Annotated in this window: 27 protein-coding genes; 17 read left to right on the top strand and 10 right to left on the bottom strand. The window is 69.7% G+C overall.

What is annotated here, in order from left to right:
• Positions 1–22 precede the first annotated feature (22 nt).
• A complete protein-coding gene (locus tag WEF05_04825; protein ID MEX1101216.1) occupies positions 23–1,843 on the top strand; it encodes a glycoside hydrolase family 15 protein in 1,821 nt (606 codons plus the stop codon).
• Here the strand turns inward: WEF05_04825 and WEF05_04830 are convergent.
• Together WEF05_04830 and WEF05_04835 are read right to left on the bottom strand one after the other, a co-directional pair.
• Positions 1,840–2,313 (bottom strand): hypothetical protein, encoded by a 474-nt coding sequence (locus tag WEF05_04830; protein ID MEX1101217.1) that lies wholly within the window; start codon positions 2,311–2,313, stop codon positions 1,840–1,842. The genes WEF05_04825 and WEF05_04830 overlap by 4 nt on opposite strands.
• 100 nt (positions 2,314–2,413) lie before the next feature.
• Positions 2,414–3,742, bottom strand: a complete 1,329-nt coding sequence (locus tag WEF05_04835) for a glutamine synthetase family protein (protein MEX1101218.1) — start codon at positions 3,740–3,742, stop codon at positions 2,414–2,416.
• Positions 3,743–3,837: 95 nt separating this feature from the next.
• Between WEF05_04835 and WEF05_04840 the strand changes: the two genes are divergently transcribed.
• The gene (locus WEF05_04840) at positions 3,838–6,492 is read left to right on the top strand and encodes a hypothetical protein (protein ID MEX1101219.1); all 2,655 of its coding nucleotides are present in this window, start codon (positions 3,838–3,840) and stop codon (positions 6,490–6,492) included.
• Here the strand turns inward: WEF05_04840 and WEF05_04845 are convergent.
• Entirely contained in the window at positions 6,489–8,027 is a 1,539-nt protein-coding gene (locus WEF05_04845; protein ID MEX1101220.1) for a sulfatase, read from the bottom strand. The genes WEF05_04840 and WEF05_04845 overlap by 4 nt on opposite strands.
• Positions 8,028–8,159: 132 nt before the next feature.
• On the opposite strand from WEF05_04845, the gene mscL reads away from it, so the two are divergent.
• Positions 8,160–8,519 carry a large conductance mechanosensitive channel protein MscL gene (mscL, locus tag WEF05_04850; GenBank protein MEX1101221.1) on the top strand — a complete coding sequence of 120 codons (360 nt, stop codon included), beginning with the start codon at positions 8,160–8,162 and terminating at the stop codon, positions 8,517–8,519.
• On the opposite strand, the gene WEF05_04855 is transcribed toward mscL, so the two are convergent.
• Together WEF05_04855 and WEF05_04860 are read right to left on the bottom strand one after the other, a co-directional pair.
• A complete protein-coding gene (locus WEF05_04855) occupies positions 8,516–8,827 on the bottom strand; it encodes an antibiotic biosynthesis monooxygenase (GenBank protein ID MEX1101222.1) in 312 nt (103 codons plus the stop codon). The genes mscL and WEF05_04855 overlap by 4 nt on opposite strands.
• An 18-nt stretch (positions 8,828–8,845) precedes the next feature.
• Positions 8,846–9,007 (bottom strand): hypothetical protein, encoded by a 162-nt coding sequence (locus WEF05_04860; GenBank protein ID MEX1101223.1) that lies wholly within the window; start codon positions 9,005–9,007, stop codon positions 8,846–8,848.
• Positions 9,008–9,188: 181 nt separating this feature from the next.
• On the opposite strand from WEF05_04860, the gene WEF05_04865 reads away from it, so the two are divergent.
• The gene (locus WEF05_04865) at positions 9,189–9,821 is read left to right on the top strand and encodes a CGNR zinc finger domain-containing protein (GenBank protein ID MEX1101224.1); all 633 of its coding nucleotides are present in this window, start codon (positions 9,189–9,191) and stop codon (positions 9,819–9,821) included.
• Here the strand turns inward: WEF05_04865 and glnA are convergent.
• From glnA to WEF05_04880, 3 genes are all read right to left on the bottom strand, one after another.
• Entirely contained in the window at positions 9,809–11,230 is a 1,422-nt protein-coding gene (gene glnA / locus WEF05_04870) for a type I glutamate--ammonia ligase (GenBank protein ID MEX1101225.1), read from the bottom strand. The genes WEF05_04865 and glnA overlap by 13 nt on opposite strands.
• A gap of 192 nt (positions 11,231–11,422) precedes the next feature.
• Entirely contained in the window at positions 11,423–11,581 is a 159-nt protein-coding gene (locus WEF05_04875) for a hypothetical protein (protein MEX1101226.1), read from the bottom strand.
• 248 nt (positions 11,582–11,829) lie between these two features.
• On the bottom strand, positions 11,830–12,498 hold the full coding sequence (locus tag WEF05_04880; protein ID MEX1101227.1) for a winged-helix domain-containing protein: 669 nt from the start codon (positions 12,496–12,498) through the stop codon (positions 11,830–11,832).
• A 46-nt stretch (positions 12,499–12,544) separates the two neighbouring features.
• Here WEF05_04880 and WEF05_04885 point away from each other — a divergent pair, with 46 nt between their 5' ends.
• From WEF05_04885 to WEF05_04895, 3 genes are read left to right on the top strand one after another with little or no spacing between them, the layout of a single operon-like run.
• Complete coding sequence (locus WEF05_04885; GenBank protein ID MEX1101228.1) at positions 12,545–13,372, top strand: alpha/beta fold hydrolase; 828 nt, start codon at positions 12,545–12,547, stop codon at positions 13,370–13,372.
• On the top strand, positions 13,372–13,608 hold the full coding sequence (locus WEF05_04890) for a MoaD/ThiS family protein (protein ID MEX1101229.1): 237 nt from the start codon (positions 13,372–13,374) through the stop codon (positions 13,606–13,608). Before WEF05_04885 ends, WEF05_04890 begins: the two co-directional genes overlap by 1 nt.
• 52 nt (positions 13,609–13,660) lie before the next feature.
• Entirely contained in the window at positions 13,661–14,578 is a 918-nt protein-coding gene (locus WEF05_04895; GenBank protein MEX1101230.1) for a diacylglycerol kinase family protein, read from the top strand.
• Between the two features lie 12 nt (positions 14,579–14,590).
• Here WEF05_04895 and WEF05_04900 read toward each other — a convergent pair whose 3' ends face one another.
• Entirely contained in the window at positions 14,591–15,358 is a 768-nt protein-coding gene (locus WEF05_04900) for a phosphoadenylyl-sulfate reductase (protein ID MEX1101231.1), read from the bottom strand.
• Between the two features lie 224 nt (positions 15,359–15,582).
• Here WEF05_04900 and sat point away from each other — a divergent pair, with 224 nt between their 5' ends.
• From sat to WEF05_04945, 9 genes are all read left to right on the top strand, one after another.
• Positions 15,583–16,749, top strand: coding sequence for a sulfate adenylyltransferase (sat, locus tag WEF05_04905; protein ID MEX1101232.1), 1,167 nt, complete (start codon positions 15,583–15,585; stop codon positions 16,747–16,749).
• Between the two features lie 54 nt (positions 16,750–16,803).
• Entirely contained in the window at positions 16,804–17,136 is a 333-nt protein-coding gene (locus tag WEF05_04910; GenBank protein MEX1101233.1) for a helix-turn-helix transcriptional regulator, read from the top strand.
• A 6-nt stretch (positions 17,137–17,142) separates the two neighbouring features.
• Positions 17,143–17,649 carry a hypothetical protein gene (locus WEF05_04915; protein MEX1101234.1) on the top strand — a complete coding sequence of 169 codons (507 nt, stop codon included), beginning with the start codon at positions 17,143–17,145 and terminating at the stop codon, positions 17,647–17,649.
• 150 nt (positions 17,650–17,799) lie between these two features.
• Positions 17,800–18,876 (top strand): peptidoglycan DD-metalloendopeptidase family protein, encoded by a 1,077-nt coding sequence (locus WEF05_04920; GenBank protein ID MEX1101235.1) that lies wholly within the window; start codon positions 17,800–17,802, stop codon positions 18,874–18,876.
• Between the two features lie 119 nt (positions 18,877–18,995).
• On the top strand, positions 18,996–19,529 hold the full coding sequence (locus tag WEF05_04925) for a hypothetical protein (GenBank protein MEX1101236.1): 534 nt from the start codon (positions 18,996–18,998) through the stop codon (positions 19,527–19,529).
• A gap of 183 nt (positions 19,530–19,712) precedes the next feature.
• Positions 19,713–20,471 (top strand): HD domain-containing phosphohydrolase, encoded by a 759-nt coding sequence (locus WEF05_04930; protein ID MEX1101237.1) that lies wholly within the window; start codon positions 19,713–19,715, stop codon positions 20,469–20,471.
• Between the two features lie 80 nt (positions 20,472–20,551).
• A complete protein-coding gene (gene mshA / locus WEF05_04935; protein MEX1101238.1) occupies positions 20,552–21,829 on the top strand; it encodes a D-inositol-3-phosphate glycosyltransferase in 1,278 nt (425 codons plus the stop codon).
• 519 nt (positions 21,830–22,348) lie between these two features.
• Positions 22,349–23,179, top strand: coding sequence for a pyrroline-5-carboxylate reductase (gene proC / locus WEF05_04940; GenBank protein MEX1101239.1), 831 nt, complete (start codon positions 22,349–22,351; stop codon positions 23,177–23,179).
• Positions 23,180–23,233: 54 nt separating this feature from the next.
• A complete protein-coding gene (locus tag WEF05_04945) occupies positions 23,234–23,356 on the top strand; it encodes a hypothetical protein (protein MEX1101240.1) in 123 nt (40 codons plus the stop codon).
• On the opposite strand, the gene WEF05_04950 is transcribed toward WEF05_04945, so the two are convergent.
• Positions 23,357–24,148 (bottom strand): fumarylacetoacetate hydrolase family protein, encoded by a 792-nt coding sequence (locus WEF05_04950; protein ID MEX1101241.1) that lies wholly within the window; start codon positions 24,146–24,148, stop codon positions 23,357–23,359.
• A gap of 107 nt (positions 24,149–24,255) precedes the next feature.
• On the opposite strand from WEF05_04950, the gene WEF05_04955 reads away from it, so the two are divergent.
• The gene (locus WEF05_04955; GenBank protein MEX1101242.1) at positions 24,256–25,734 is read left to right on the top strand and encodes a diguanylate cyclase; all 1,479 of its coding nucleotides are present in this window, start codon (positions 24,256–24,258) and stop codon (positions 25,732–25,734) included.
• Positions 25,735–25,782: the final 48 nt, after the last annotated feature.

The raw sequence follows: 25,782 nt of genomic DNA on the forward strand, positions 1-25,782 counted from the left end.
GGTATCGACTAGCGTGCAGCGCGTGGCGCTGCGGATCGAGGACTACGGGTTCCTGGGGGACCGACGGGGGGCGGCCCTCGTCGGTCGCGACGGATCGGTCGATTGGTTGTGCGTGCCCCGGTTCGACTCCGGAGCGTGCTTCGCGGCGCTGCTCGGAACCCCCGACGACGGCCGGTGGAAGATCGCTCCGGCCGGCGGCGTGCGCCGGACCGAGCGGGTCTACGGCGAGGGTGATCTCGTGCTCTCGACGACGTTCGAGACCACGGACGGAACGGTCCGGGTCACCGACTGCATGCCGCTCGGGGACGGACCGCCGCGCCTGCTGCGACTGGTCGAGGGGGTCGCGGGCCGGGTCCCGATGGAGATGGACCTCACGATCCGCTTCGACCACGGCTCGGTCGTCCCGTGGGTGCGTCGCCGCGGCTGGGGGATCGCCGCGGTCGGGGGTCCGGACGCGCTGCGGATCGACCTCCCGGTCGACCATCACGGGGAGGACTTCCATACGGTGGCGCGGTTCGAGGTGGCTGCGGGCGCTCGGGTGCCGTTCGCGCTCGCGTGGCATCCCTCGCACGAGCCTGTGCCCGAGCCGGTGGACGTCGTCGCCACTATCGCCGACACGCGGGAGCGTTGGCGCACGTGGTCGGACCGGTGCACCAAGTTCGGCCTGCACGATGAAGAGGTCGAGCGCTCGCTGATCGTGTTGAAGGCGCTCACCTACGCCCCGACGGGCGGCATCGTCGCGGCGCCGACGACCTCGCTCCCGGAGGAACCCGGTGGGTCGCGCAACTGGGATTACCGCTACTGCTGGCTCCGGGACGCCACCCTGGCATTGGACGCGCTGATCTCTGCCGGCTACCTGGACGAGGCGCGGTCGTGGCGCGACTGGCTCGTGCGGGCGGTGGCAGGCGATCCCGAGGATCTGCAGATCATGTACGGCGTCGCGGGTGAGCGCCGGCTGACGGAGTTCGAGGCCGGATGGCTGCCCGGCTACGAGGGCTCGCGACCGGTTCGTCTGGGCAACGATGCGCACGAACAGCGCCAGCTCGACGTCTACGGGGAGGTCCTCGACCTGCTGCACCAGGCGGCGCGCAGCGATCTCGGGCCGGACGGAGACGCCTGGCGGGTGCAGCGCTCGATCATGAACTTCCTCGAGGGCGACTGGGATCGCCCGGACAACGGGCTGTGGGAGATGCGCGGCCCGCCACGCCAGTTCACGCACTCGAAGGTCATGGCCTGGGTGGCGGCCGACCGGGCGGTGCGCACGGTGGAGCTGTTCGGCGTGGACGGACCCCTCGATCGGTGGCGCGCGCTCCGCGACGAGATCCATGCGGACGTCTGCACGCAGGGCTACGACCCCGACCTCGAGTCCTTCGTCCTGCACTACGGGGCCCGGACCACCGACGCGGCGTTGCTCACGATCCCGCTCGTCGGGTTCCTCCCGGCCGACGACGAACGCGTTCTCGGGACGATCGCGGCGGTCGAACGTGAGCTGTCGGTCGACGGGCTGCTGCGTCGCTACGTCCCAGATGAGGACGTCGAGGGGATCCGCGGGGGCGAGGGGGCGTTCCTGTTGTGCTCGTTCTGGCTCGCCGACGCGTACGAGGTGTCGGGACGACGCGAGGACGCGGAGCGCCTGTTCGATCGCCTCTGCGGCTTGGCGAACGATCTCGGGCTGCTCTCGGAGGAGTACGACCCCGTCGCGCGTCGCCAGCTCGGGAACTTCCCGCAGGCGTTCTCGCACATCGGCCTCATCACCACTGCGCACAACCTCGCGGAACCGGAGACGGGAGCGGCAACGCACCGCTATGCCGAGGGTCCGGGCGCGCCTTCTGCGACGGGCTAGTCCATCCCGCCGATGTCGAGGTTGTAGGCCTCCCACACGAGGTCGGCGCCCCGTTGGCGGTGGCGCACGATCCGTCCGAGCAATCGCTGGGTCTCGTCGCGGACGTCCTCGAGCGGCCACTGGTCGCCGATCGCGTTCGCTCGCACCCGCCCGATCAGCTCGTTGGTCTGTTCGAGGATCAGCGGGTGCTCCTCACGGAGCCGCCGCACCTTGCCCGCGAGGCGGGGGGACAGGTCGAGCACCTCGTCGTAGAGCCCTTCGGGTTCCTCGGTCACGTAGACGTGCTCGTCCATCGCATCCCGGAGCTTCTGGAGCTGTGTGACCACGTTCGAGGTCCACGACTCGACGCGGCCGGGAGCCGGCCGGGAGATCGCCTGTTCGACGTCGTAGAGCTCGTCCCGGAGCTTGATCCTGCGCTTGCGCGCCGCATCGAGCGCCGGGGTGAACTCGGGCTGTGCGTGGGTCGTCATGGGATCCCTCCTCACGAACGAAACAACGGTACGACAGGTCCTGCCCCGGGCGCCAATCCGGGCTTGGCCATTCCGGCAGGCGTCGTTGGACGTTCCGGCCCTACAGCAGGGGCAGGTAGCGCTCGAGCTCGTAGGGGGTCACGTAGGTCTTGAACGCGTCCCACTCCTCGCGCTTGTTGCGGATCAGGAACTCGTGCACGTGCTCGCCGAGCGCCTCCCGGAGCACCTTGGACTCCTCGGCCGCGTGGATCGCCTCGTTGAGGTCCATCGGCAGCTGCGCGATCCCGGCGGCGCGGCGTTCGTCGGGAGTCATCTCGTAGATGTTGTTCGAGGCCTCGGGCGGAAGCTCGTAGCCCTGCGCGATCCCCTCGAGGCCGGCGGCCAGCATCGCCGCGAACGCTAGGTAGGGGTTGCACGCGGGGTCGGGGGAGCGCAGCTCGATCCGCGTCGCCCCTTCCTTGCCCGGCTTGTACATCGGCACGCGGACGAGCGCGGATCGGTTCCGTCGCGCCCAGCACACGTAGACGGGGGCCTCGAAGCCGGGAACCAAGCGCTTGTAGGAGTTCACCCACTGGTTCGTCAACAGCGTGAACTCGGGAGCGTGACGCAGGATGCCGGCGATGTAGTGCTTCGCCGTGCTCGACAGGTGGTACTCGTCGTCCGCGTCGAAGAACGCGTTGCGATCGCCGGTGAACAGGCTCTGGTGGGTGTGCATCCCGTTGCCGTTCACCCCCATCACGGGCTTGGGCATGAACGTCGCGTAGATGCCGAACTCCTGCGCGACCTCCTTCACGGTCAGCCGGTAGGTCATCACGTTGTCGGCCATCGTGAGCGCGTCGGTGTAGCGCAGGTCGATCTCGTGCTGGCTCGGTGCGACCTCGTGGTGCACGTACTCGACGGGGATCCCCATCGACTCGAGATAGGTGACGGTGCGCTTGCGCCAGTCGGTGGCCAGGTCCAGAGGCGTCTCGTCGAAGTAGCCGGCGCGGTCGAGGAACTCGGGCTCGTCGAGGCTCTTCAGGTAGAAGAACTCGAGTTCCGGTCCGACGTAGAACGTGAAACCGAGCTCGGCGGCGCGCGCGAGCTGACGTTTCAGCACCGCACGCGGATCGCCCTCGAACGGCGTGCCGTCGGGGTTGACCACGTCGCAGAACAGACGTGCCACTTCGGCCTCGGTCTTCCAGGGGATCAGCTGGAACGTCGCGGGGTCGGGGATCGCGACCATGTCCGATTCCTGGATCCGGCTGAACCCGTCGATCGACGAACCGTCGAAACCCATGCCTTCGGCGAACGCGCCCTCGAGCTCTTGCGAGGTGATCGTGAAGGCCTTCAGGAACCCGAGCACGTCGGTGAACCACAGGCGGATGAAGCGGATCCCCCGCTCCTCGATCGTGCGCAGCACGTACTCGGCTTCCGCGGTCAGCGCCATGTGAGCAGCCTACGGTGGCTCCTCGTCGTCACGGTTACGCGCCGGTTAACTCCCGGCTGCGTGACGATCGGTCCCGCCGGGGGGATGATCCGCGCGTGGTGACCCCGTCGACCCACGCGCTCGCTGCCGCACCCGATCCGGAACTGGCCCGGGTCGCGATCTCGCGCGTGGGTGAGGACCCGGGCGCGCGCGAGCTGCTCGATGCGCCCGGCTTGCTGGAGACGGCGATCCGCGTCCTCGGGTTCTCGACGGCCGCCGCGGACTTCCTCGTCGCCCACCCTTCCGAGACGGCGGCCCTGCTCGACGTCTCGCGTCGCGACCGCGGCTCGCTCGACGCCGAGCTCACCGGCGACCTCGACGGGCTCGGACCTGGACCGGGGCTGCGCCGGTTCCGTCGCCGCGCGATGCTACGCGTCGCCGCGCGCGACCTGGCGGGCGCCGACGTGCCGGACGTCGTGGCGGAGATCTCCGACATCGCCGAGGCGTGCCTCGTCGAGGCATCCGCTCGAGCCGGCGACGGCGGACGGGCGGTGCTCGCGCTCGGCAAGCTCGGTGGTCGCGAGCTGAACTACGCGTCGGACGTCGACCTGATCTTCGTTCACGACGGCACCGGAGCCGGTCGGCAGGACGCGGCCGAGCGCGCCGCGGGCCGGCTGATCCGCCTGCTGTCGGAGATCACGGCGGACGGCATCGCGTTGCGCGTCGACCCGGCCCTGCGTCCGGGCGGGCGCGCCGGCGCGCTGTCGCGTTCGCTCGAGGCAACGTTGGAGTACTACGACCGGCAGTCCGCCACCTGGGAGCGCCAAGCGCTGATCAAGGCCCGTCCGGTGGCGGGCGATCCCCTGCTCGGGGCGGCGTTCGTGGAGGGTGTCGCGCCGTTCGTGTACCCGGAGGAGCTGGCGCCCGGGGCGATCGACGAGGTCCGTCAGGTGAAGGTCCGTCTGGAGGAGTACGTCCGCGCGCGCGGCAAGGAGGCGATCGAGGTCAAGCGCGGTCGTGGGGGGATCCGCGACATCGAGTTCGCGGTGCAGTTGCTGCAGATCGTGCACGGGCGGCGCGACGAGCGGCTGCGCGACCCGAGCACGCTCGGTGCCCTCGCGGTCCTCGCCGCGGAGGGCTACGTCGCCGAGACCGATGCGCACGCGCTCGCCGGCGCGTACGCGTTCCTCCGGCGGCTCGAGCACCGGCTGCAGATCGTCCGGGATCTGCAGACCCACGATCTCCCGCAGGACCTCGCGTCGCAGACGACCCTCGCGCGATCGCTCGGCTATCGGGACGCGGCGGAGCTCCGCGAGACCTACGAGCGGCAGACCCAGCTCGTGCGGGGCCTGCACGAACGGCTCTTCTATCGCCCGCTGCTCGAGGCGTTCACCGGCCCCGAGCTGCCACGTCCGGGGACCGACCGCGCGGCCACCGAGGAGCTGCTCGCCGGGCTCGGGTTCGCGCAGCCCGCGGGCTCCTACGAGGTGCTCGACCGGCTCGTCGACCCCTCGACGCGACTGGGGAAGGTGCTCACGCACGTGTTCCCGGTGATGGCGCCGCCGCTCGCGCTCGCCGCGGCACCCGACGCGGCGCTGGTTCGTCTCGAGCGGGTGGCGCAGGCGATCGGTGACTCGGGCGAGCTGGCCGACCGGCTGGCGACCGACCCCGTGGCGGCGCGCCGGTTGGCGGCGCTCGTGGCGGCGAGCTCGTTCGCGACCGATCTGCTCGCCGCCACCCCGGATCGGCTCGACGCGCTGACGGATGCGGCCACCCCCGCCGAGCTCGACGCGGACGCCGCGCTCGTGGGCGTAGTCGCGAGAGCGGCGGGCCGCGAGCTCACCCCGAGGCAGGTGGGCGCTCGCCTGGCCGACGTGGCCGACCGGGTGGTCGCGGGAGCGCTCGAGAGCCGGCGCTCCCGCGCCGGGGGGGAGCCGGCCCTCGCGGTGATCGGTCTCGGCAAGCTGGGGGCGCGCGAGTTGAACTTCGCGTCGGACCTGGACGTGCTGTTCGTCTACGACGGGGAGGGAGCCGCGCCGTTCGCGCGCGCGGTCGAGACCGCCGAGGGCGTGCTCCGCAGCATCCGCGAGGCCGGCTGGGAGCCGGATGCCGACCTTCGGCCGGAGGGTCGCAGCGGGCCGCTCGCGCGATCGCTGACCGCGTTCCTGGAGTACTGGGAGCGGTGGGCCGAGCCCTGGGAGTTCCAGTCGCTGCTGCGCGCTCGGGTCGTCGCGGGCGACGCGGAGCTCGGCCGCCGGTTCCTGTCTCTGGCCACCGACGTGGCCTACCCCGAGCGTCTGACGATCGATCGCGTCGCAGACATGCGGCGCATGCGGGAACGGATCGAACGCGAGCGGGTGAAGCCCCCCGAGGCCGCGAAGTTCCATTTCAAGCTCGGGATCGGATCGCTCGCCGACGTGCAGTTCGCGGTCGAGCTCTCGCTGCTGCGCTTCGGCGCCGAGCGCCCGCAGGTCCGGACGACCGGAACGCTCGAGGCGATCGAGGCGCTCGCCTCCTCACGGTTGATCGAGGACAGCGTCGCGCTGGCTCTCGGTGAGGCGTTCGTGTTCCTGTCGGACGTGAAGAACGCTCTCGAGATCGATCGGCGCCTGCACGCGGAAGCGCTCCCGGCCTCGCCCGAGGAGCAGACCGCGCTCGCCCGGCGCCTCGGCTACGAGGAGTACCCGCGCCAGTCGATGCTCGACGACTACCTGCGGATCACCCGGCGCGCCCGGCGCGCGATGGAACGCGTCTTCTACGAAGAGGCTTAGCGCCCGATCCGCATGCCCGGCGGCGGGGGGCGGCAGCCTCGCACCATCGCCGCGCGCTCGGTCCGCAGCTGCTCGACGTAGGCGGGATCGTCGGCAAGGTTCTCGAGCTGGAACGGATCGAGCTGGAGGTCGTAGAGCTCCTCCTCGCCGGTGACGTAGCGGACGTAGACCCAGCGCTCACCGTGGACGCCGCAGTAGGTCGGCACGCGGGGCCTGAGTCCGATCTCGGGGCCGAGGTGCTCGACCACGAAGCGCTCGCGCCAGGCCGGCGCCTCTCCGCGCAGCAGGGGCAGCAGGCTCGCACCGTCGTCGCCCTCAAGTCGCAACCCCGCCGCCTCGGCGAACGTCGCGGCGAAGTCGATGTTGAGCGCGAGGCGGTCCTCCCGGCTCGCCGGGTCGGCGACGGCAGCGTCGTAGCGGACCACGAGCGGGATCCGGATCGCCTCCTCGTAGGGGGCGAGCTTCGTGCGGAGCCGGTGCTCGCCCCAGAACAGCCCGTTGTCGGAGGCGAACACGATCAGGCTCTCCTCGAGCTCACCTTGGCGATCGATCGCGGCGACGATCCTTCCGACCATCTCGTCGACCGACAGCAGTGTCTGCATGTTCTTGCGTTGGCGACCGTCGACGTGTTCGGCGATGCCTTGCTCGTTCAGCGGGCGCTGGCGCTGCACCCACCGCGGCTTGTCCGAGACGTCCTCCTCGTTGAAGTTGGGCGGGCGATGCGGCTGCAGTCCCGAGAGGAAGTCCTTCGCATGCTCGGGCGCGGGGATCGTCGGCGAGTGCGGCGTCGGGACGGCAAGGTAGAGGAAGAGCGGCCGCTCACGGGTCGTTCGGATCAACTCGAGCGAGCGCCGTTCGAGGACGTCGAGCGAGTACGAGGGTTCGTCGCCGCCGAATCGCTGTTCGTGTCCGTTGTTCGAGACGTCGAAACCGCGGTACGAACCGCCGAAGCCCTCGCTCGATCCCGTCAGGAACGCGAACCATTCGTCCCACCCGGGCGGAACGACGCTCGGGTCCTCGTAGCCGTTCAGGTACTTGCCGACCAGAGCGGTCCGGTACCCCGCGTCCTGCAGCCAGGTCGCGACCGTCGAGCGCGGATCGAACGACGGATACCCGCCGTGCGGCGGCGTGTTCCGCCACACGTTCGTGTGGTGGGAATACAGCCCCGTGAGGATGCTCGCCCGGCTCGGACAGCACAGCGGATTGACGACGTACGCGTTCGAGAACGTGACGCCCGGGGCACCCAGGCGCTGCTGCACCGCCGCCATCGCCCAGAGCGAATCCCAGCGCTGGTCGTCGGTGAGGATCAGGATGATGTTCTTCGCGGGTTCACCGCTCGCGGCGGGGTCGGCAACGGCGCGTGGGTGGCCTGGCCGTGTCGGCGTGCGCGGCGGCGGATCGCTCGGCGCGGCGGGGTCCGAGACCGTGGGGTCGGCGGCCGCGGGCGGTCGTGGGTCCGACGTCGGTGAGCACGCCGAGGCCGCGCCTGCGGCCAGCAGCAGTGAGAGAGCCAGGGCGGGGAAGCGGCGACCCATCGGTCCCGTGAGGCTACTCCCGCTGCCCTGTCCGGGAACGAAGGCCGGTCGCCCGCGTGGGGTTGCGCCCTCGAGAGAGGGCCGTCACGCTGGAGCGGTCCGAGCAGGCGGCATCGAGCGAGGGGGAGAGCCGTGCTGAAGGAATTCCGCGAGTTCATCATGAAGGGCAACCTGATCGAGCTGGCCACGGCGTTCATCCTCGGCCTGGCGTTCGCCGCCGTCGTGACCGCGTTCACGGGGGTCGTCCTCGATTCGATCGCGTACGTCCTCGGCGGTGACGTCTCGTTCGAGCAGCTCGCCGTGCATCGGGACGGTCAGCCGGTGATCTTCTACGGGCTCTTCATCACGGCCCTCGTTCAGTTCGTGTTGATCGCGTTCGTGCTGTTCCTCGTCGTCAAGGCCTACAACCGGTTCCGCAAGGAAACGCCTGGGGTGACGCCCGAGGAGGTCCTGGTGCTGCGCGAGATCCGCGACGAGCTGAAGCGGCGCTAGCCCGTCGGTGCGAGCGCCGGCGTCGTGACGATCTCCCAGTGCTCGAGCGTGGGGGTCTTCTCCAGCAGGAACTCGTCGTCCTGGGGGAAATAGCGCGCGATCTCCGGGCGCTGTCCCGCGAAGGCTTTGACGGCCTCCATCGAATCCCAGAGCGAGAGCACGCCGAAATGTGCGACCCCGCGATCGACGCGCCGGAGCACGAAGACGCCTCGGTTGCCGGGCGTCGATGAGAGCTCTGCGACTCCCGACCGGTCGAGGTAGTCCGCGTAGGCCTCGGCGTCGAGGGCGCCCGTCCGTCCGAACCACATGCGTGCGATCACGCTCTCTCACCGCCCCTTCGAGGCCGGGTCCGCGATCCGCAACGCGACCAGCGCCCCCGCGAGCCGCTTCGACACGACCACCGTTCGCCGCCGGCCGCGATGAACCTGCTCGGCGAGGCGGCGTGCCTCGGCCGCGTGATGGAGCTCGTCGTCCTTGGTCCGTGCCATCTCTGGGTTCGCGTTCGGCCACATCGCCGACCTCTCCTTCCGATCCGAGCTGTTGGATCCATCGCCTCGGCATCAGCTTGGCCACCTCCCGCGACACGCCCGTGCGGCGTATCCACGACCTCACCGGTGTTCAAGTTACACCGGTGACGAGTCACCTGTCAACCCGTATACTGGTGACGTCATGAGCACGGGAACGACCGACCCGACCAGCTCTCCGGAGCGACGCCCTCCCGCGCCGCCGCGTCTCGAACTGTTGCGGCGCTTCGTGAACACGCGCAACGTCGAGGAGGCCACCGATCGTCTCGACGACGTTCCCGGGCTGATCGCCTGGCTCGGGGAGGAGGGGTTCCCTCGGTCCGATCACCTCTCCCGTGCTGACCTGAACCGCGTCCGAGCGGTCCGCGAGGCGCTCCGCGCCGTCGCGCTCGCCAACAACGAGGGTGGCCGCGATCCCGAGGCAGAGGCGACGATGGACGAGGCGGCCCACCGCGCGGGTCTCACGATCCGGTTCCGCGACGGGGGGTCGGTCGTCGAGCCCGAACGTGCGGGCGTGGACGCAGCGATCGGATCCTTGCTGGCGATCGTGCACGACGCGATGCGCGACGGCACCTGGTCGCGGTTCAAGGCGTGCCGCTCCGACGAGTGTCAGTGGGCGTTCTACGACTCGTCACGCAACCGCGGTGGCCACTGGTGCACGATGGCGGTGTGCGGCAGCCGCATGAAGGCGCGCGCGTACCGCGACCGCAACGCGAAGAGCCGGCCGCAGCGGACCGGCTCTTCGGGGAGAGAACGCGGAGCGGCTCAGAGGTCGTAGTACAGGAAGAACTCCCAGGGGTGGGGTCGCAACCGCACCGGGTCGAGCTCGTGCTCGCGCTTGTACTCGATCCATGTGTCGATCACGTCCTGGGTGAAGACTCCTCCCTCGAGGAGGAACGAGTGGTCGGCCTCGAGCGCGTCGAGCACTTCCTCCAGGGACCCGGGGACCTGCTTGACGCCCGCCTTCTCCTCCGGCGGCAGGTCGTACAGATCCTTGTCCATCGGCTCGGGCGGTTCGATCTTGTTCTTGATGCCGTCCAGCCCCGCCATCAACATCGCCGGGAATGCCAGGTAGGGGTTGCAGGTCGGGTCGGGCGTGCGGAACTCCAGCCGTTTCTGCGCCGGCGTCTTGGAGAACACGGGGATCCGGATGCACGCGCTCCGGTTCCGCTGGCTGTACACGAGGTTGATCGGTGCCTCGTACCCGGGCACCAGCCGGCGATAGCTGTTCGTCGTCGGGTTCGTGAACGCCAGCAGCGACGGTGCGTGCTGCAGGAGCCCCCCGATGTACCAGCGCGCGGTGTCGCTGATCCCCGCATAGCCGACCTCGTCCCAGAACAGGTTCTCGTCGTCCTTCCACAGGCTCTGGTGGGTGTGCATCCCCGAACCGTTGTCCTGGAAGAGTGGCTTGGGCATGAACGTGACGGTCTTGCCGGCCTGGCGAGCCGTGTTCTTGACGACGTACTTGTACTTCATCACGTTGTCGGCCGTGGCGAGCAACGGTCCGTAGCGCATGTCGATCTCGGCCTGACCGGCGGTACCGACCTCGTGGTGGTGGACCTCGATGTCGATCCCCGTCTTCTCGAGGTTGATCACCATCTCCGACCGCAGGTCCTGGTAGTGATCCATGGGAGGCAGGGGGAAGTAGCCTTCCTTGGAGCGCACCTTGTAGCCGAGGTTGCGTCCGCCCTCGTCGGCGCCGGAGTTCCAGACGCCTTCGAGCGCATCGATGTGGTAGTAGCCCTCGTGCTGGTTCTGGTCGAACCGGATCGAGTCGAAGATGTAGAACTCGGCTTCGGGTCCCCAGTACGAGATGTCGGCGATGCCGGTCTGTTGCAGGTACAGCTCCGCCTTCTTCGCGATGCCGCGCGGGTCGCGCGAGTACATCTCGCCGGTGACCGGGTCTTTCACGAAGCAGTTGATGTTCAGGGTCGTGTGCTGGGTGAACGGATCGAGCCAGGCGGAGTCGGGGTCGGCCACCAGGAGCATGTCGGATTCCTGGATCTCCTGGAATCCGCGGATCGATGAGCCGTCGAACCCGATCCCGTCCTCGAACAGATCCTCGCGGAGCTCTTTCGCGGGGATCGAGAAGTGCTGCATCAGTCCCGGCAGGTCGCAGAACCGCAGATCGACGATCTCGGCTCCGGCGTCCTTCGCCATGGACAGGACGTCTTTCGGCGTGGCCATGCCCGTCTTCCCCCTTCGTGTCGACCGAACGGTCCGAGCCTAGTCGCGCCGCAGTCCCGGGGTGTTTCCGGGCTGTTAACAGCTCGTAACGCTCGGGGGAAGGGCCGCCCCGGGAGGGTGGAGGCCTCCCGGGGCGGTCGTGCCGGCGCTGAGGTTTCCTCCGCGTTCTAAGTCATCACGGGGGGAGCTGGATCAGCGCCGGCGTCGCCGTCCGGACGACTGGGGGGAGGTACCGGACGGCGAGGGGAACAGATGCAGGATCGGGTGCATCAAGGCGTGGCCGATCCGGAGGAGGGCGATGGCCGTCAGCACGAAGGCTGCAGAGCTGAGCACCGCGTTCGCTCCTGCCATGTCGTCTCCTCCTCCGGTCGGTCCGTGGATCCTCCGCACGGTCTGTATCGGGATTCGGGCCGCTCCGCGCGCAGAGCACCTATCGGCCATCTTGCGATGACACCGAATGACTAGGAGCACCCGAGTGGGGGAGGCCGCCGGGCGCGCCCGGCCTCGGACGGGGGGCCGGGGCCCGGCCCCGGCGGGTGGGGCCGCTCGACGGGTTCCCCGGAGGACCGCGGCACGATCCGACCAGGTGGCTGCCCTCGTCAGCTCTCCTCGGGCACGACCGCCCGGTAGCCCACGCCGCGGACCGTTCCGATCAGCTGCTCGTGTTCGGGGCCCAACTTGCTGCGCAGACGCCGGACGTGCACGTCGACGGTGCGGGTCCCTCCGTAGAAGTCGTAGCCCCACACCTCTCGGAGCAGCGCCGGCCGGGTGAACACGCGACCCGGCCGTTCGGCCAGGAACCGAAGGAGCTCGAACTCCTTGTAGGTGAGGTCCAACGGCCGGGTGGCGAGGGTCACGCGGTATGAGTCCAGGTCGAGGGCGAGCGGCCCGAGGTGGAGCACGCTCCCCCCGGCCGCGCCGTGGCGCCGTCGGAGCATCGTCAGGCGCAGGCGGATCTCGGCCGCGGGTGCACCCGGGAACAGCAGCTCCTCGGCGACCTCGTCCCAGGAGAAGCGTTCGAGGTCGGCCCGCTCGACGATCGCGATCGCGGGGACGCGTGCGTCGCGATCTCGGAGCATCCGCAGCAGGTGATGGCCCTGGCCGGGGTTCTCCGCGGCGTCGATGAACAGGGCGTCCGGCCCGAGGGCCAACGCGTGCTCGAGCCCCGCGGCGCTCAGTTCCTCGTGCTTGGGGTCGGCCACGGGCGCGGCGAGCGCAGGTAAGGCCTCGTCGGGTGTTCGATCGGACAGGAGCACGTAGATAGCCATGGAGCCTCCCGCATCCGAGCCTAGCAGCGGGCGCTACGCTGGGCGCATGGTCACGCTCCAGGCGCTCTTGTCGCACCGTTGGAACGTGCCCGCTCGTCCGTTCACCGTGCTCGCGGCCGACGGCACGAAGATCGCCGGTACGCGGATCGGTGACCCCAGCCGGGAACGCTCGGCGCTCGTGCTCTGTCACGGGCTGATGGGATGGCACCGCAAGCCACGGATCGCGCGGTTCGCCGAGGAGCTGTCGCGCTGGTGCACGGTGTACCTGCCCGACCTGCGCGGACACGGGGCGAGCGGAGGGACGTCCAGCTACGGCGTCGAGGAGATCGAGGACGTCGACGTGGTCGTCGGACTCGCGCGGGACGAGGGCCATGTTCGGGTAGCGACGGTCGGGACGTCGATGGGGGCGATCGCGGTCCTGCGTCACGCCGGTCTGCTCGGCGGGGTCGACGCGGTCGTGTCGATCTCCTCGCTCGCCCGGTGGGGGCCGCATGACGCCGATCCCCGCCGCGCGGAGGCGTGGCGCCGCATGCGCCGGGTCACCGACACCGATCGAGGCCGGACGTGGCTCGCGCGGTACGGGGCGCGGTTGCCGTCGACCTGGAGCTCCGCCGAGTCTCCCGAGGAGGTTGTCGGCAAGATCGCCCCGACCCCCGTGTTGATCGTGCACGGCAGGGACGACCACCTGTTCGGCGAGGAGGAGGCGATCCGGTTGTTCGAGGCGGCGGGAGAGCCCAAGAAGCTGCTCCTGGCCGACCGTTTCGGGCACGCGGAGGACGGTCTGACGCCCGCGGTCGCCCGGCGCATCGCCAAGGAGCTCTCGATCGGATGGGGCAGGCCGACCCCGGTCGCCCGGTCGGGGAGCGGGGCCTGATGCGCGTTCGACTGTTCGCCGCGCTCCGCGAGCTCGCCGGGGCGTCGGTGGTGGAGGTGGACGACGCCGGGACGGTGGCGGAGGTGCTCGAGGAGCTGGCCGGACGCTTCGGGCCGCGGTTCGCCACGATCGCGTCCGCGGGATCAGTGGTTATCGACGGCGAACGCGTCGACCGGGATCGCTCACTCAGCGGGAACGAGGAGATCGCGGTGCTGCCGCCGGTCTCGGGCGGCTGAGCCGCCCCCGGAACGGATGCCCGAGCGCCCTGCCATACTCGAGCCAGCCCCTATGCAGCGCATCAACCGTGTCCTGTTGCTCGTGAATCCCGTCGCCCGAACGGTCTCGAAACCGACGCTCGCGGTGATCGAGAAGGCGCTGTCGGCCGACTTCAAGCTCGACGTGATCGAAACCGTCGAACGCGGACATGCGACCGAGATCGCGCGGCGCGCGGTCGAAGACGGGATCGAGTTACTGATCGTGTTCTCCGGCGACGGAACGATCAACGAGGTGGTCAACGGGCTCGCCGGCAGCGAGGTCGCGCTCGGGGCGCTTCCCGGAGGCGCGACGAACATCTTCGTCCGCGCGCTGCAGCTGCCGACGGATCCGGTCGAGGCGACGGGCGTGCTGATCGGCAAGGCGTTCGGCGGCGAGGTCCGAAAGCTGCATCTGGGTCGCGCGGACGGCCGGTACTTCGCGGTCAACTGCGGGGCCGGCGTCGATGCCGCGGCGATGAAGCGGCTGGACACGAAGTTCCCGAAGACCCGTTCACGGTTCGAGCGTGCCGCGTTCCGCGCGGTGGCGGGAGAGCTTATGCTCGGCTACGCCGGACGCGCCGCCGACCTGACGGTACGGATCGACGACGGGGAACCGGTCGAGTCGCTCTCGGTGATGGTCGGTCGCACGGATCCGTACACCTACTACAAGGGGCGCGGCCTGCACGTGACACCCGACGCGTCGCTCGAGACCGGTCTCGACGTCCTGGCGATCCGTCGCCTTCCGCTGCGGCGTATCGCCGCGGTCGGGTGGCAGATCCTTGGCTCCGCGCGCCACGTCCAGGGCAAGGACATCGAGTACGTCCACGACGCATCGAGCGTCCAGATCGTCGCGGAGGAGCCGTTCCCGGTTCAGGTCGACGGCGACCTCATGGAGGACCGGCGCCGGCTCGACATCTCCTTGGCGCGTGACGCGTTATGGGTCGTCGCGTAGCGCGAACCCGGTTCAGGCGGTGGGAGCCGAGCCAATCTCGGTTCCGGGGGTGAGCTGGATCCCGCATTCCCACTTCGACTTGCCGGCCCAGCGTCCCGCGCGTTCGGGCTCGCCGGGGAGGCGCATCCGGGTGCACGGGGCGCAGCCGATCGACGCGTAGCCGAGGTCGTAGAGCGGGTTGTGCGGCAGATCGTATTCCTTCAGGTAGTCCCACACGTCGCGACGGGTCCACGCGGCCATCGGGTTGATCTTCAGGATCGGCCGACCGGGCTCGAGGTCGTACAGATCCAGGATCGGTGCGTCCGCGCGCGTGGGGGACGAATCCCGCCGGTACGCGGTCACCCACGCGGCCAGACCCCGGAGGGCTTCGAACATCGGACGGACCTTGTTCATCTCGCAGCAGCGTTCGGGGTTGCGTTCGTACAGCCGGGCACCGTGTGCGCGCTCCTGCTCCTCGACCGTGTGCTCGCCGACGAGATCGACGACGTTGAGATCGAGCCGCGCGACGAGTTGCTCCTTGAACGCGAGCGTCTCCGCGAACTGGAAGCCCGTCTCGAGGAACAGGATCGGAACGTCGGGGCGGATCGAGGTGGCCAGATGCATCGCGACGGTTCCGTCGGCCTGGAACGCCGACGCGATCGCGATCGGCTCCAGGCCCGAATCCTCGAGGGCCCAGCGAAGGATCTCGCTCGGATGGGCACTCTCGAACCGCTGGTTGAGCTCGCCGACCGTTGTCGGCGAGAGGCTTTCGGAGAGGCCTGAGGAGAGATCGCTCTGCATGCGCGCCTCCGGATGGGAGCCGGCTCCGGCTGGTCTCCGGAGCGGCGGGGGTCCGGAGTATAGCCCCCGCGCTCGGACCCCGCCGACGGCCCCCTGGTCGCACTATGCTGTGGGCCGCCGCGACGACCGGTCCGCTCGGCGTCCGGCCTCCGAGGAAAGACACAGATGACACCCGAGCCGTGCTGCGAGCCCGGCCGCTCCGAGAAGGAAGGCGAGGCCCCCTGATGACCGAGAACGACCCGATCGCCCCCCACGGCGGTACCCTGGTGAACCGCTTGAAGGAGGGCGCCGAGGCCGACGGGCTCCGCGCCGAGGCCGCGAACCTGCCGAAGGTCACGGTGAACGCTCGCGAGCTGGCCGACCTCGAGATGATCGCCGTGGGCGCGCTCTCGCCGCTCACCGGGTTCCAGGGCGAGGCGGACTACCGTTCGGTGCTGGAGTCGATGCACCTGTCCAACGGGCTCCCCTGGGCGATCCCGGTGACCCTGTCGCTGTCGGACGACGAGCTGAAGAGGGTCGGCGGCGCCGGCGCGGTGGCGCTCACCGCGAGCGACGGTGGCGACCCGTTGGCCGTTCTCCGGGTCGAGGGCACCTTCACGCGCGATCGCGAGAACGAGTCTCGGAGCGTGTACGGCACGACCGAGCTCGAGCATCCCGGCGTGAAGGCGGTCCACGAGGCCGGCGATCATTGCCTCGCCGGCGACCTCGACGTGATCGCTCTGCCCCCCCATGACGACTTCCAGCAGTACCGGTTGACGCCCGCGCAGACGCGAGCCGCGTTCAACGAGCGTGGATGGAAGACGGTCGTGGGGTTCCAGACCCGCAACCCGATCCACCGTGCGCACGAGTACATCCAGAAGTGCGCGCTCGAGATCGTCGACGGACTGCTCGTGCACCCGCTCGTCGGCGCCACGAAGGCCGACGACGTTCCCCCGGACGTTCGGATGCGTTGCTACGAGGCGCTGTTCGACGGCTACTACCCCAAGGATCGCGCGATGGTGTCGGTGTTCCCGGCCGCGATGCGCTACGCGGGCCCGAGGGAGGCAGTCTGGCACGCGATCTGCCGCAAGAACTACGGCTGCACGCACTTCATCGTGGGTCGCGATCACGCCGGCGTCGGGAGCTACTACGGCACCTACGACGCGCAGAAGATCTTCGAACGGTTCGAGCCCGGCGAGCTCGGCATCACGACGCTCAAGTTCGAGCATTCCTTCTGGTGCAATCGGTGCGAAGGCATGGCGTCGCCCAAGACCTGTCCCCACGGCGAGGAGGACCGGGTCTCCCTCTCGGGGACGAAGGTGCGCGAGATGCTTCGCGCCGGGCAGCGCCCGCCCGAGGAGTTCTCCCGCTCCGAGGTCGCCGACATCCTGATCGCAGCGATGAAGAGCTAGGTTGGCTGGCGATACATATCCGTATCGAGATACGGATATGCTATCATCAATCCCATGAGGCCTGGTGCACGGCTGTTGTGGACGGCCCGTCGACGGGCCGGTCTCTCCCAACGGGCCCTCTCGCGTCGGTCGGGGGTCCCCCAGCCCACGATCTCCAGGATCGAGCGTGAGCTGGAATCCCCGAGTGCCGATCTGCTCGCGCGGCTCGTCGACGCCTGCGGGATGGAGCTCGCCGTGATCGAGCGCGCCGGGCGGGGCGTCGACCGCACCCTGATCCTGGAGCAGCTGCGCGGTTCTCCCTCTCAGCGAGGGCGTGACGCAGCGCGCGGAGCCGAAGTCCTCGAGCGCCTGGGAGCGGCACGCCCCGTCGATCGCGAGGCGGGGTGATCGCTGATGCCATTCGATCCCTACCTGGCGCTCGCGACCCTTCAACGCCATGAGGTCCGCTTCGTCATGATCGGCGGGTTCGCGGGAGCGATCCTCGGCAGCGGCGTTCTCACGCAGGATCTGGACCTCTGCTATCGGCGCGACGACGAGAACCTCGAACGACTCGTGGCGGCGCTCGAGGAGCTCGATGCTCGACTCCGAGGCGTCGAGGAGGATGTGCCGTTCGTCCTGGACGCCGCCACGCTTCGCAACGGCGACTCCTTCACGTTCCAGACGACGGCGGGTCCGATCGACATCATCGGGACGCCGTCGGGAACCAACGGGTTCCACGATCTCGAGGCCGCAGCGCTGGACATGGATCTCGGCGATGGGGTCCGCGTGCGGGTCGCCTCGATCGACGATCTCATGCGGATGAAGCGGGCCGCGGCCCGGCCGAAGGATCTGATCCATCTGGAGCAGCTGGCTGCGCTCCGAGACCAGCTCGAGTCGAAGGAACCTCCTGCCGAGAGTTGACCCCCTCGCCATCGTGCGCCGGGAACGTATCTGCCCAGCTCAACAGGGGTTTGCCTTTCCCGGAAGGCCACTGGTAGCCTCGGCTACGAGCCCAGCACCGGCCGCACGAGCAACACCGGCCGCATCCTCGACCAGGAGGCAACGACGACCGTGAAGCGGGCCTTCACCCGAGCTTCGCTCGCACTCTTGTTCATCATCGGCCTCGCCGCCGCGTTGCCCGCGTCGGCCGACACCGAGGGTGAGCTCGGCGCTGCCGAGACGCAGCTGAACGCCGCCGAGGCAGACCTGCAGCGCGTCGCCGCGGCATGGAGTCAGGCGCAGTCCGACCTCGCGGAGACCCAGGACCAGATCGATCTCACCCGGGAGCGCGTGGATGACACACGCGCGCAGCTCCTCGCGATCCAGGTGCGGCTCGAGGGCCGAGCGATCGAGGCGTTCATGACCGGCGGCTCGGCCGCGGACCTCGGCGTGCTCCTCGCGTCCGACGACTTCGGTGACTTCTCCGACCGGCTCGAGTTCGTCGGCAGCGTCGTGGACAAGGACCTCGATCTCGCGACGGCCGCCGAGGTGCAGCGCGTCGAGCTCGAGCGGGCAGAGGCCGAGCTCCAGTCGCTCGAGGAACAGCTCTCAGACGAGCAGGCCGAGCTCGCGCGCCAGCGCGACTCCCTCGCTTCGGAGGTCGACCGGCTCGAGGCGCTGAAGCAGCAGCTCGAGGACAAGCTCGCCGCAGAACGCGAGGCGGCGCGCGAGGCCGCCGCGGAAGCAGCCGCGGCCGAGGCTGCCTCTACCGATACCAGCGGTGGCGGTGGCGGTGGTGGTGGGCCGGTCGGCTCGGGTGCGATCCAGGTCTGCCCCGTCCAGGGCGGCGCCTCGTTCACCGACACGTTCGGCGACCCCCGCTCGGGCGGACGCACTCACGCGGGCCAGGACCTCCTCGCGCCGGCCGGGACCCCGGTCGTCGCGGTCCACAGCGGGAGTGCCTCGCAGAGCACCAACTCGCTCGGAGGTCTGACGGTCGGCCTGAACCACGACGGGGGCGGCTGGACCTACTACGCCCACCTGTCGCGCTACGCGGCCGGGGGGCACGTCTCCGCGGGAACCGTGATCGGCTACGTCGGAAGCACCGGCAACGCCGGCAGCATCAACCACCTCCACTTCGAGTACCACCCCGGCGGGGCCGGCGCCGCCCCGGTCAACCCGTACTCGATGCTGACCGCCGTCTGCTGAGGTCCCCGCGAACGCGTCGCCGCGCCGCGACGACGCGCTAGGATGCGCGTCGTGGGCGAGACGATCCTCGCCGGCGGAACCACCGGCCGGATGCCGACACACCCAGGAACGGAGTCCCTGTGACCGACGAGCCCGGCAAGCGACGGATCGACCGGATCCGGGAGCCGTCGTTCGCGCAGTCGCTCGACGACCTCCCGCTCGAGGAGCTCCGTGAGCGACGTGACGACTGCCGGCTCGAGCTCGAGTACGTCTCGCTGTTGCGCCGCCTGCTCCAGGGCCGCGCCGAGATCCTGAAAGCGGAGATCGAGCGCCGCGACGACGACACCGGCGGAGCCTCGCTCGTCGAACGTCTCTCGGACGTCCTGTCCGGCGACGAACACCCCGTCAGTTCCCGGGGCGCGGCCGTCCAGGTGGGTGTGCCGGACGAGGAGCTCGCGCTCGCGCGACGCCGGATCGAACGCCTGTGGGCCGACGCCGGGGTCTCCGACCCGACCGACCAGGACCGAGACGAGCTCGAGAAGGCGATCGACGTGCTCGTCGCAGCGGAGAAGGACGTCTCGGCCGATCGAACCGACGTGATCGCGGTGCTCGACCGGCTCCAGGAGGAGCTGAAGCGCCGGTACCGGGACGATCCGTCATTGGTGCTCTCCTAGCCACCGCGCCGTACTCCCCGCGCCATCACCCGACCGGGGGATGCGCCTATGGGGACCATCGGTCGCGGGACCCGTCACCGGGCGAGACGGAAATGCATCGAGCGGCGTATGGCCGCCTGCTCAAGTTTCCACGAGACTTCCATCGTCGCCCCGTAAGGGCGGTGTAGATTCATCGGCCCCGACATGACCGACTTCCCTCCTGCCACGGGCACTGCCGCCACGGCGGTCGATCCCGAGAGCCCTGCGCTCCACGCGCAGCTCGTCGTCTTCGCGCGCGAGCTGGGCGAGCTCTACGCGCTCGAGCGCCAACGCAGCCGCGATCTCGAGCACGCGCTCGGGAGCCTGGAGGAGACCTACCTCGCGACGATGACCTCCCTCGCGCAGGTGGTCGAGGCGAAGGACGCCGCGACGCGCGGTCATCTCGACCGGACGACGAAGTACGGGATGGCGCTCGCCGAGCGGATCGATCCCGAACTGGCTCGGCGGCCCGAGCTCGCCCACGCCTTCTTCCTCCACGACATCGGGAAGGTCGGGATCCCCGAGAACATCCTCTGCAAGGCCGGTCCACTCGATGACGAGGAGTGGGGCGTGATGCGTTCCCACCCGATGATCGGAGCGCAGATCGTGGCGCCGATCCGGTTCCTCGATGGAGCGGTCGAGGTGATCCGCCACCACCACGAGCGGTTCGACGGACGCGGGTATCCGGAGGGGCTCAAGGGCGAACAGATCCCGATCGCCGCTCGGATATTCTCCGTCGCCGATTCGTTCGACGCGATGACGAGCGATCGCCCCTATCGGGGTGCGCTCGCGATCGAGCGGGCACTCGAGGAGATCTCCGGTGGTGCCGGAACCCAGTTCGACCCCGAGGTGGTCACCGGGTTCCTCGACCTGATGCGTGACCAGGATCTGGTCCACGAGGCGCACGAACACGCCCACGTCTGATCACGCCGCCGACCGATCCTCTCCTCGCGAATCCGAACGCATCAGCGACCTCCCAGTAGCATCGGTGTCGTGGGGTCCACATGACGATGACGGGGGCGATCGCGGAACGGTCGCGGGTCGCGGTGCTGAGCGTGCACACGTCGCCGGTGGACCAGCCGGGCACTGGGGACTCCGGCGGCATGAACGTCTACATCCGGGAGGTCGCCGAGCGGCTGGCCGCCCGCGGCGTCGGGGTCGATGTCTTCACACGGTCCCGTTCCGGCGAGGAGCTGCACTCCGAGGAGATCGCACCGGGCGCACGCGTCGTGCGGATCGATGCCGGACCGCCGACCCCGATCCCCAAACACGACCTGCCGCGGTTCCTGCCTCGGTTCCTCGGTGGGGTGCTCGACCGAGCTCGGACCGAGGGACGACGGTACGACCTGGTGCACAGCCATTATTGGTTGTCCGGGTGGGTGGGTCGCAGCCTCGCGCAGATATGGGGGACGCCGCTCGTGTCGTCGTTCCACACGCTCGGCAAGGTCAAGAACTACTCGCTCGCGAACGGGGAACCGCCCGAACCGGCCTCGCGACTGTCGGGGGAGACGAGCGTGATCGCGTCCTCCGATCGGATCCTGGCGCCGACCCCCGCCGAGGCGGCGCATCTCGTCGGGCTGTACGGCGCCGACGGGGCCGGCATCCGGGTCGTCCCTCCCGGCGTCGACCACGCGCTGTTCTCGCCGCGTGACGCGGAGGCGGCGAAGCAACGGTTGCACCTGACCCGCCTCCGGCTGGTGCTGTTCGTCGGCCGGCTCCAGACGCACAAGGGTCCCGACATCGCCATCCGTACCCTCGCCGAGGCCGTCGCGCGTGAGCCCGAGCGGACTCGCGACGTCGTCCTCGCCGTCGTCGGGGGGCCGAGCGGCGGTCTCGAGCACGGCGCGGATGTCGCCCGGTTGCTCGACCTGGCGACCGCCCTCGGCGTGGGGGAGCGCGTGATGTTCTTCCCGCCGCAGGAGCAGGCGCGGCTCGCCGACTTCTATGCTGCTGCGGACGCCCTGCTGGTCCCCTCCAGATCCGAGTCGTTCGGGCTCGTCGCGCTCGAGGCCCAGGCGTGCGGCACTCCCGTGATCGCCGCCGCCGTCGGAGGCCTCCGGTACATCGTGCACGACGGTGTCACAGGGCGCCTGGTCCCGGGCCACGACCCCGCGGATCACGCGGACCGGTTGCTGTTGCTGCTCGCCGACGAGCCCGCCCGGCGCGTGATGGGCGATCGCGCCCTCCGAGCGTCGCAGCGTTTCTCGTGGGACGCGACGGCCCGCGCGGTGCTCGATGTCTACGGCGAGCTCGTCCCGCGCCCGGTGGCCGCGTCTCCCTGAACCGTTTGCACCGCAGACACGACCCGGCGGCGGGGATCTTGTCACTCTATCTCCCGGTTCCCCGACCTGCGGATACATACCGTGACCTGCACGTTCGCCGTCTTGACCGCCCCGGGGGCCGCTCGTACTATCACCCTCGCTCCGAGCAGTCGGAGCAGCAGTCCAGGACCGGCGGGGTCCCCTGGGAAAGCCGTAAGGCCGACTGGGCGCACCTGCTCGTACGGTTGGGAAGGCCAACTAGCTGTGCGGGTGGAGAGGCTCGGAAGGCCCCAAAGCCCAACGAAAGGGACTACCGCGGAGTCCTCGTGACGCTGCCAGGTTGCTCGGAGCACTCGGAGCCCGAGGGGCCGACGGTGGTGGGGGGTTCGCCTCCCACGAGCCAGAGGTCCCTCGGGTTCTTTCTATCCTTCACTCGCCGCGTCTGACGTCCCTTCGTGCCCTGCCCCCGTTCCACCTGGCAAGATGATGGTCACCGGGCCGCATCCCGCCCGGGCGGACCATTCGGACAGGAGCAGCGAGATGACCGGACGCAAGGTCGCTTTCCTCGGCGGCGGCAGGATGGGCGAGGCCCTGGTTTCGGGTCTGATCCGCTCGGGTGGCCGGAGCGTCGACGAGATCATCATCACGACCCGTCGTGAGGAACGCGCGCAGGAACTGGCCGGCAAGTACGGGGTCAACGCCACTCTCACCGATCCGGCGGCGATCGAGTGGGCCGACACCCTCGTCCTGACGGTCAAGCCGCAGGACATGGACGATCTCCTCGGGCAGATCGCCCCGAACGTGCGCGAGGACCAGTTCGTCGTCAGCTTCGCCGCGGGGATCCGCACGAGCTTCGTGGAGAAACGTCTGGCCCCCGGCGTCCCGGTCGTCCGCGTGATGTCGAACGTCGCGGTGCTCGTCGACGAGGCGATGTCCGTCGTGTGCGCGGGAGCGCATGCCGACGACAAGCACCTCGCCGAGGCGGAGGAGCTGCTCGGATACGTCGGCAAGGTCGTGCGGCTGTCCGAGTCGAACCTGGACGCGATCACCGCGACGAGCGGCAGCGGGCCCGCGTATTTCTTCCTGCTGGCCGAGGCGATGATCGAGGCCTGCATCCTGCTGGGGCTCGCGCGCGACGTCGCGACGGAACTGATCGTTCAGACGATGCTCGGTTCGGCCAAGATGCTCCGGGACACCGGCATGCATCCCGTCGAGCTGCGCGAGATGGTGACCTCGCCCGGGGGGACCACGATCGCCGCGATCCGGATCCTCGAGGAGACCGGGGTGCGCGCGGCGTTCCTCAACGCGATCGACGCAGCGAGCAAGCGCTCTGCCGAGCTGGCACAGGGCGGCGACGAGGACGACGACTGACCGTTCGCCGCAGGCCGGCGGACGGACGATCCAACCGAGCGAGGAGACCCGACGATGGGACGAGGAGATCGACGCAAGGTGCGCTGGGCGCACGATCGGGAACGCAAGAAGAAGGAACGCGAGAAGCGCAAGGCGGCCGAGCGCGGCGCCGAGCGGAAGGCCGCGAAGAGGAAGTAGCTACGCGGCGACGGCGCGGGACAAGCGCGTCGTGAGGGTGCCGATGCCCTCCGCTTCGAGTTCCACCAGAGCGCCCGGCCACAGCTGCCGGTCGTAGTCGTGCGGACCGGCACCGAACGGGCCGGCAGCGAACGCCTCGCCCGGACCGAGCGCGTGGATCTTCGACGCACGAGCGATCGCGGCTGCCAGATGGTGCGTCGTACCGTTGAGGCTGCTGCGGAGCCGCTGTTCCCCGTCGACGCGCACCGTGAGGATGGTTCCCTGCGGATCGAGCTCGTCGGCGGTGACGACGCACGGTCCCACCGCGACGGGCAGGGGTGAGGCGGCCGGGGCGGGCATACCCGTGGCATCGTGCGCCGCCCAGTCGCTGACGAGCGTGTAGCCGAAGATCGCGTCGGGGACTTCTTCGGAGGACAGTCCGCGAACCGACCTGCGCACGATCGCGGCAATCTTCGGTCGGTACTCCAGCCATCCTGCCCCGCGGGGCCAGCCGACCTCGGCGCCGGAGCCGACGAGTGCCCGGACCCCGTCCATCGCGTCGTCGCTGCGGAGCGACTCGGGGTAGACGGGTGGGAGCAGCGTGGCGTCGCGGACGACGAAGCGTGCTGCCTCGTCCCGCGCTAGGGCTTCCCGGGCCGCATCGAGGACGGTGCCGCCGTTCCTCGACACGAGGGCTTCCAAGGTGGCGGGGAAGGCCGGGTGCCCGACGAGATCAGGCAGATCGACCACCCCTCCTCCGAGGATCGCGCCCAGCCGCCGGTGCCCCCTCCGGTCGAATGTCACGAGCCTCACGGGGACGCCGATGGTACACCCGGGCCCCCGCCGAATCTCGACTTCTCCGGGCCGGGAGGCCCCCTCCTTCAGCCACCACGGGCGCCGGTCGATACCCCAGGAAGCTGATGTCTGTTCCTGCTGCGCCCGAGGGCGACCGGGTGATCATGGCCGTGGCCTCCGCGGCCCGGGTGCTGGCGCACACCCCCTCGTGGGCGGAGGCACTTCCGGACGTTCTCGAGGAGCTGGCTCACGCCACGGGGGCCCGGCACGCCTGCGCATGCGAGAACGTCGAGGACGATGACGGCCGGGTGTGGATGCTCCGTCGCGCGGTCTGGTCCGAACCCTCGCCCGCGCGCCCCGTCGAGGTATGGGGGGAGCGCCACGCGTACGAGGACGGATACGCTCGCTGGGCCACGATGCTCGGACGTGGCGAGCCGATCCACGGCGTGGTCGATTCCTTGCCCGAGGCCGAGCGCACCCACCTCGCGTCCCACGGTGTGGGGTCGGTCCTCGTCGTACCCGTCGATCGGCTGCATGAGTGGTGGGGCTCGCTGATCCTCGCCCACGACGACGAGCACCCGTGGACCGGAGGGGAGCGGGCTGCGCTCACCGCCGTCGCACAGATGCTCGGCGCGGCCGTCGACCGAGAGGAACAGGCTCGCTTGCTGCATGAGACCGAACGCCGGCACCGCGCGCACATCGAGTCGATCCCGGCGATCACCTACATCGAGGACGTCGATCCGGACGAGCCCGCCGGATACGGCGAGGTCTACGTCAGCCCGCAGGTGGAGACGATGCTCGGCTACACCCCGGAGACCTGGCTCGCCGACGGCGGACATTGGCAGCGGGTGATCCACCCCGACGACTACCAGCGGGTCTGGGACGAGAGCGCGCGGACGACCGAGACCGGCGAGCCGTTCATGGAGGAGTACCGGGTGCGCACCGCATGGGACGAGTGGAAGTGGGTGCGCGACGAGTCCCAGCTGGTGTTGGACGACGGGGGCAAGCCTGTGTTCTGGCACGGAGTCCTGACCGACGTCACCGCGCGGAAGGAAGCGGAAGCGCAGGTGGCGTTCCTCGCCTACCACGACCCCTTGACCGGACTCGCCAACCGGGCGTTGTTCGAGGAGATGCTCGAAGCGGCGCTCGCGCGGGCACGCCGTGCCGGCTCGGCGGTCGCGGTCCTGTTCGGCGATCTCGACGGGTTCAAGGATGTGAACGACACGCTCGGTCACCACGCCGGGGACGTGCTGTTGCGTGCGATCGCGGACCGGTTGGAGCCGATCACGCGCGATACCGACGTGATCGCACGCCAAGGCGGCGACGAGTTCCTCGTCCTGATGTCCGACCTGCCGGTCGAGGACGGCGAGCGGTTCGGCGCCGTGGCCACCGCGCGGATGATGGCCGATCGGATCCGGGCCTCGCTCCAGGAACCGTTCGCGATCGCGGGTACCGAGGTCACGACCTCGATGAGCATCGGGTCGAGCATCTATCCGCTGGAGGCCGACGACATGCGCTCCCTGCTCGCGCGCGCCGACGCGGCGATGTACGAGGGCAAGCGCTCGAACGGTCGGATCGACCTCGAGCGCCGCGACGCGGGCTGAGCCCGGCTGCCGGATGTCCTGCGGTCAAAGCGCTCCCTTGGGGGGATC

This window comes from Actinomycetota bacterium, assembly GCA_040881665.1.
Classification (GTDB): domain Bacteria; phylum Actinomycetota; class UBA4738; order UBA4738; family HRBIN12; genus JBBDWR01.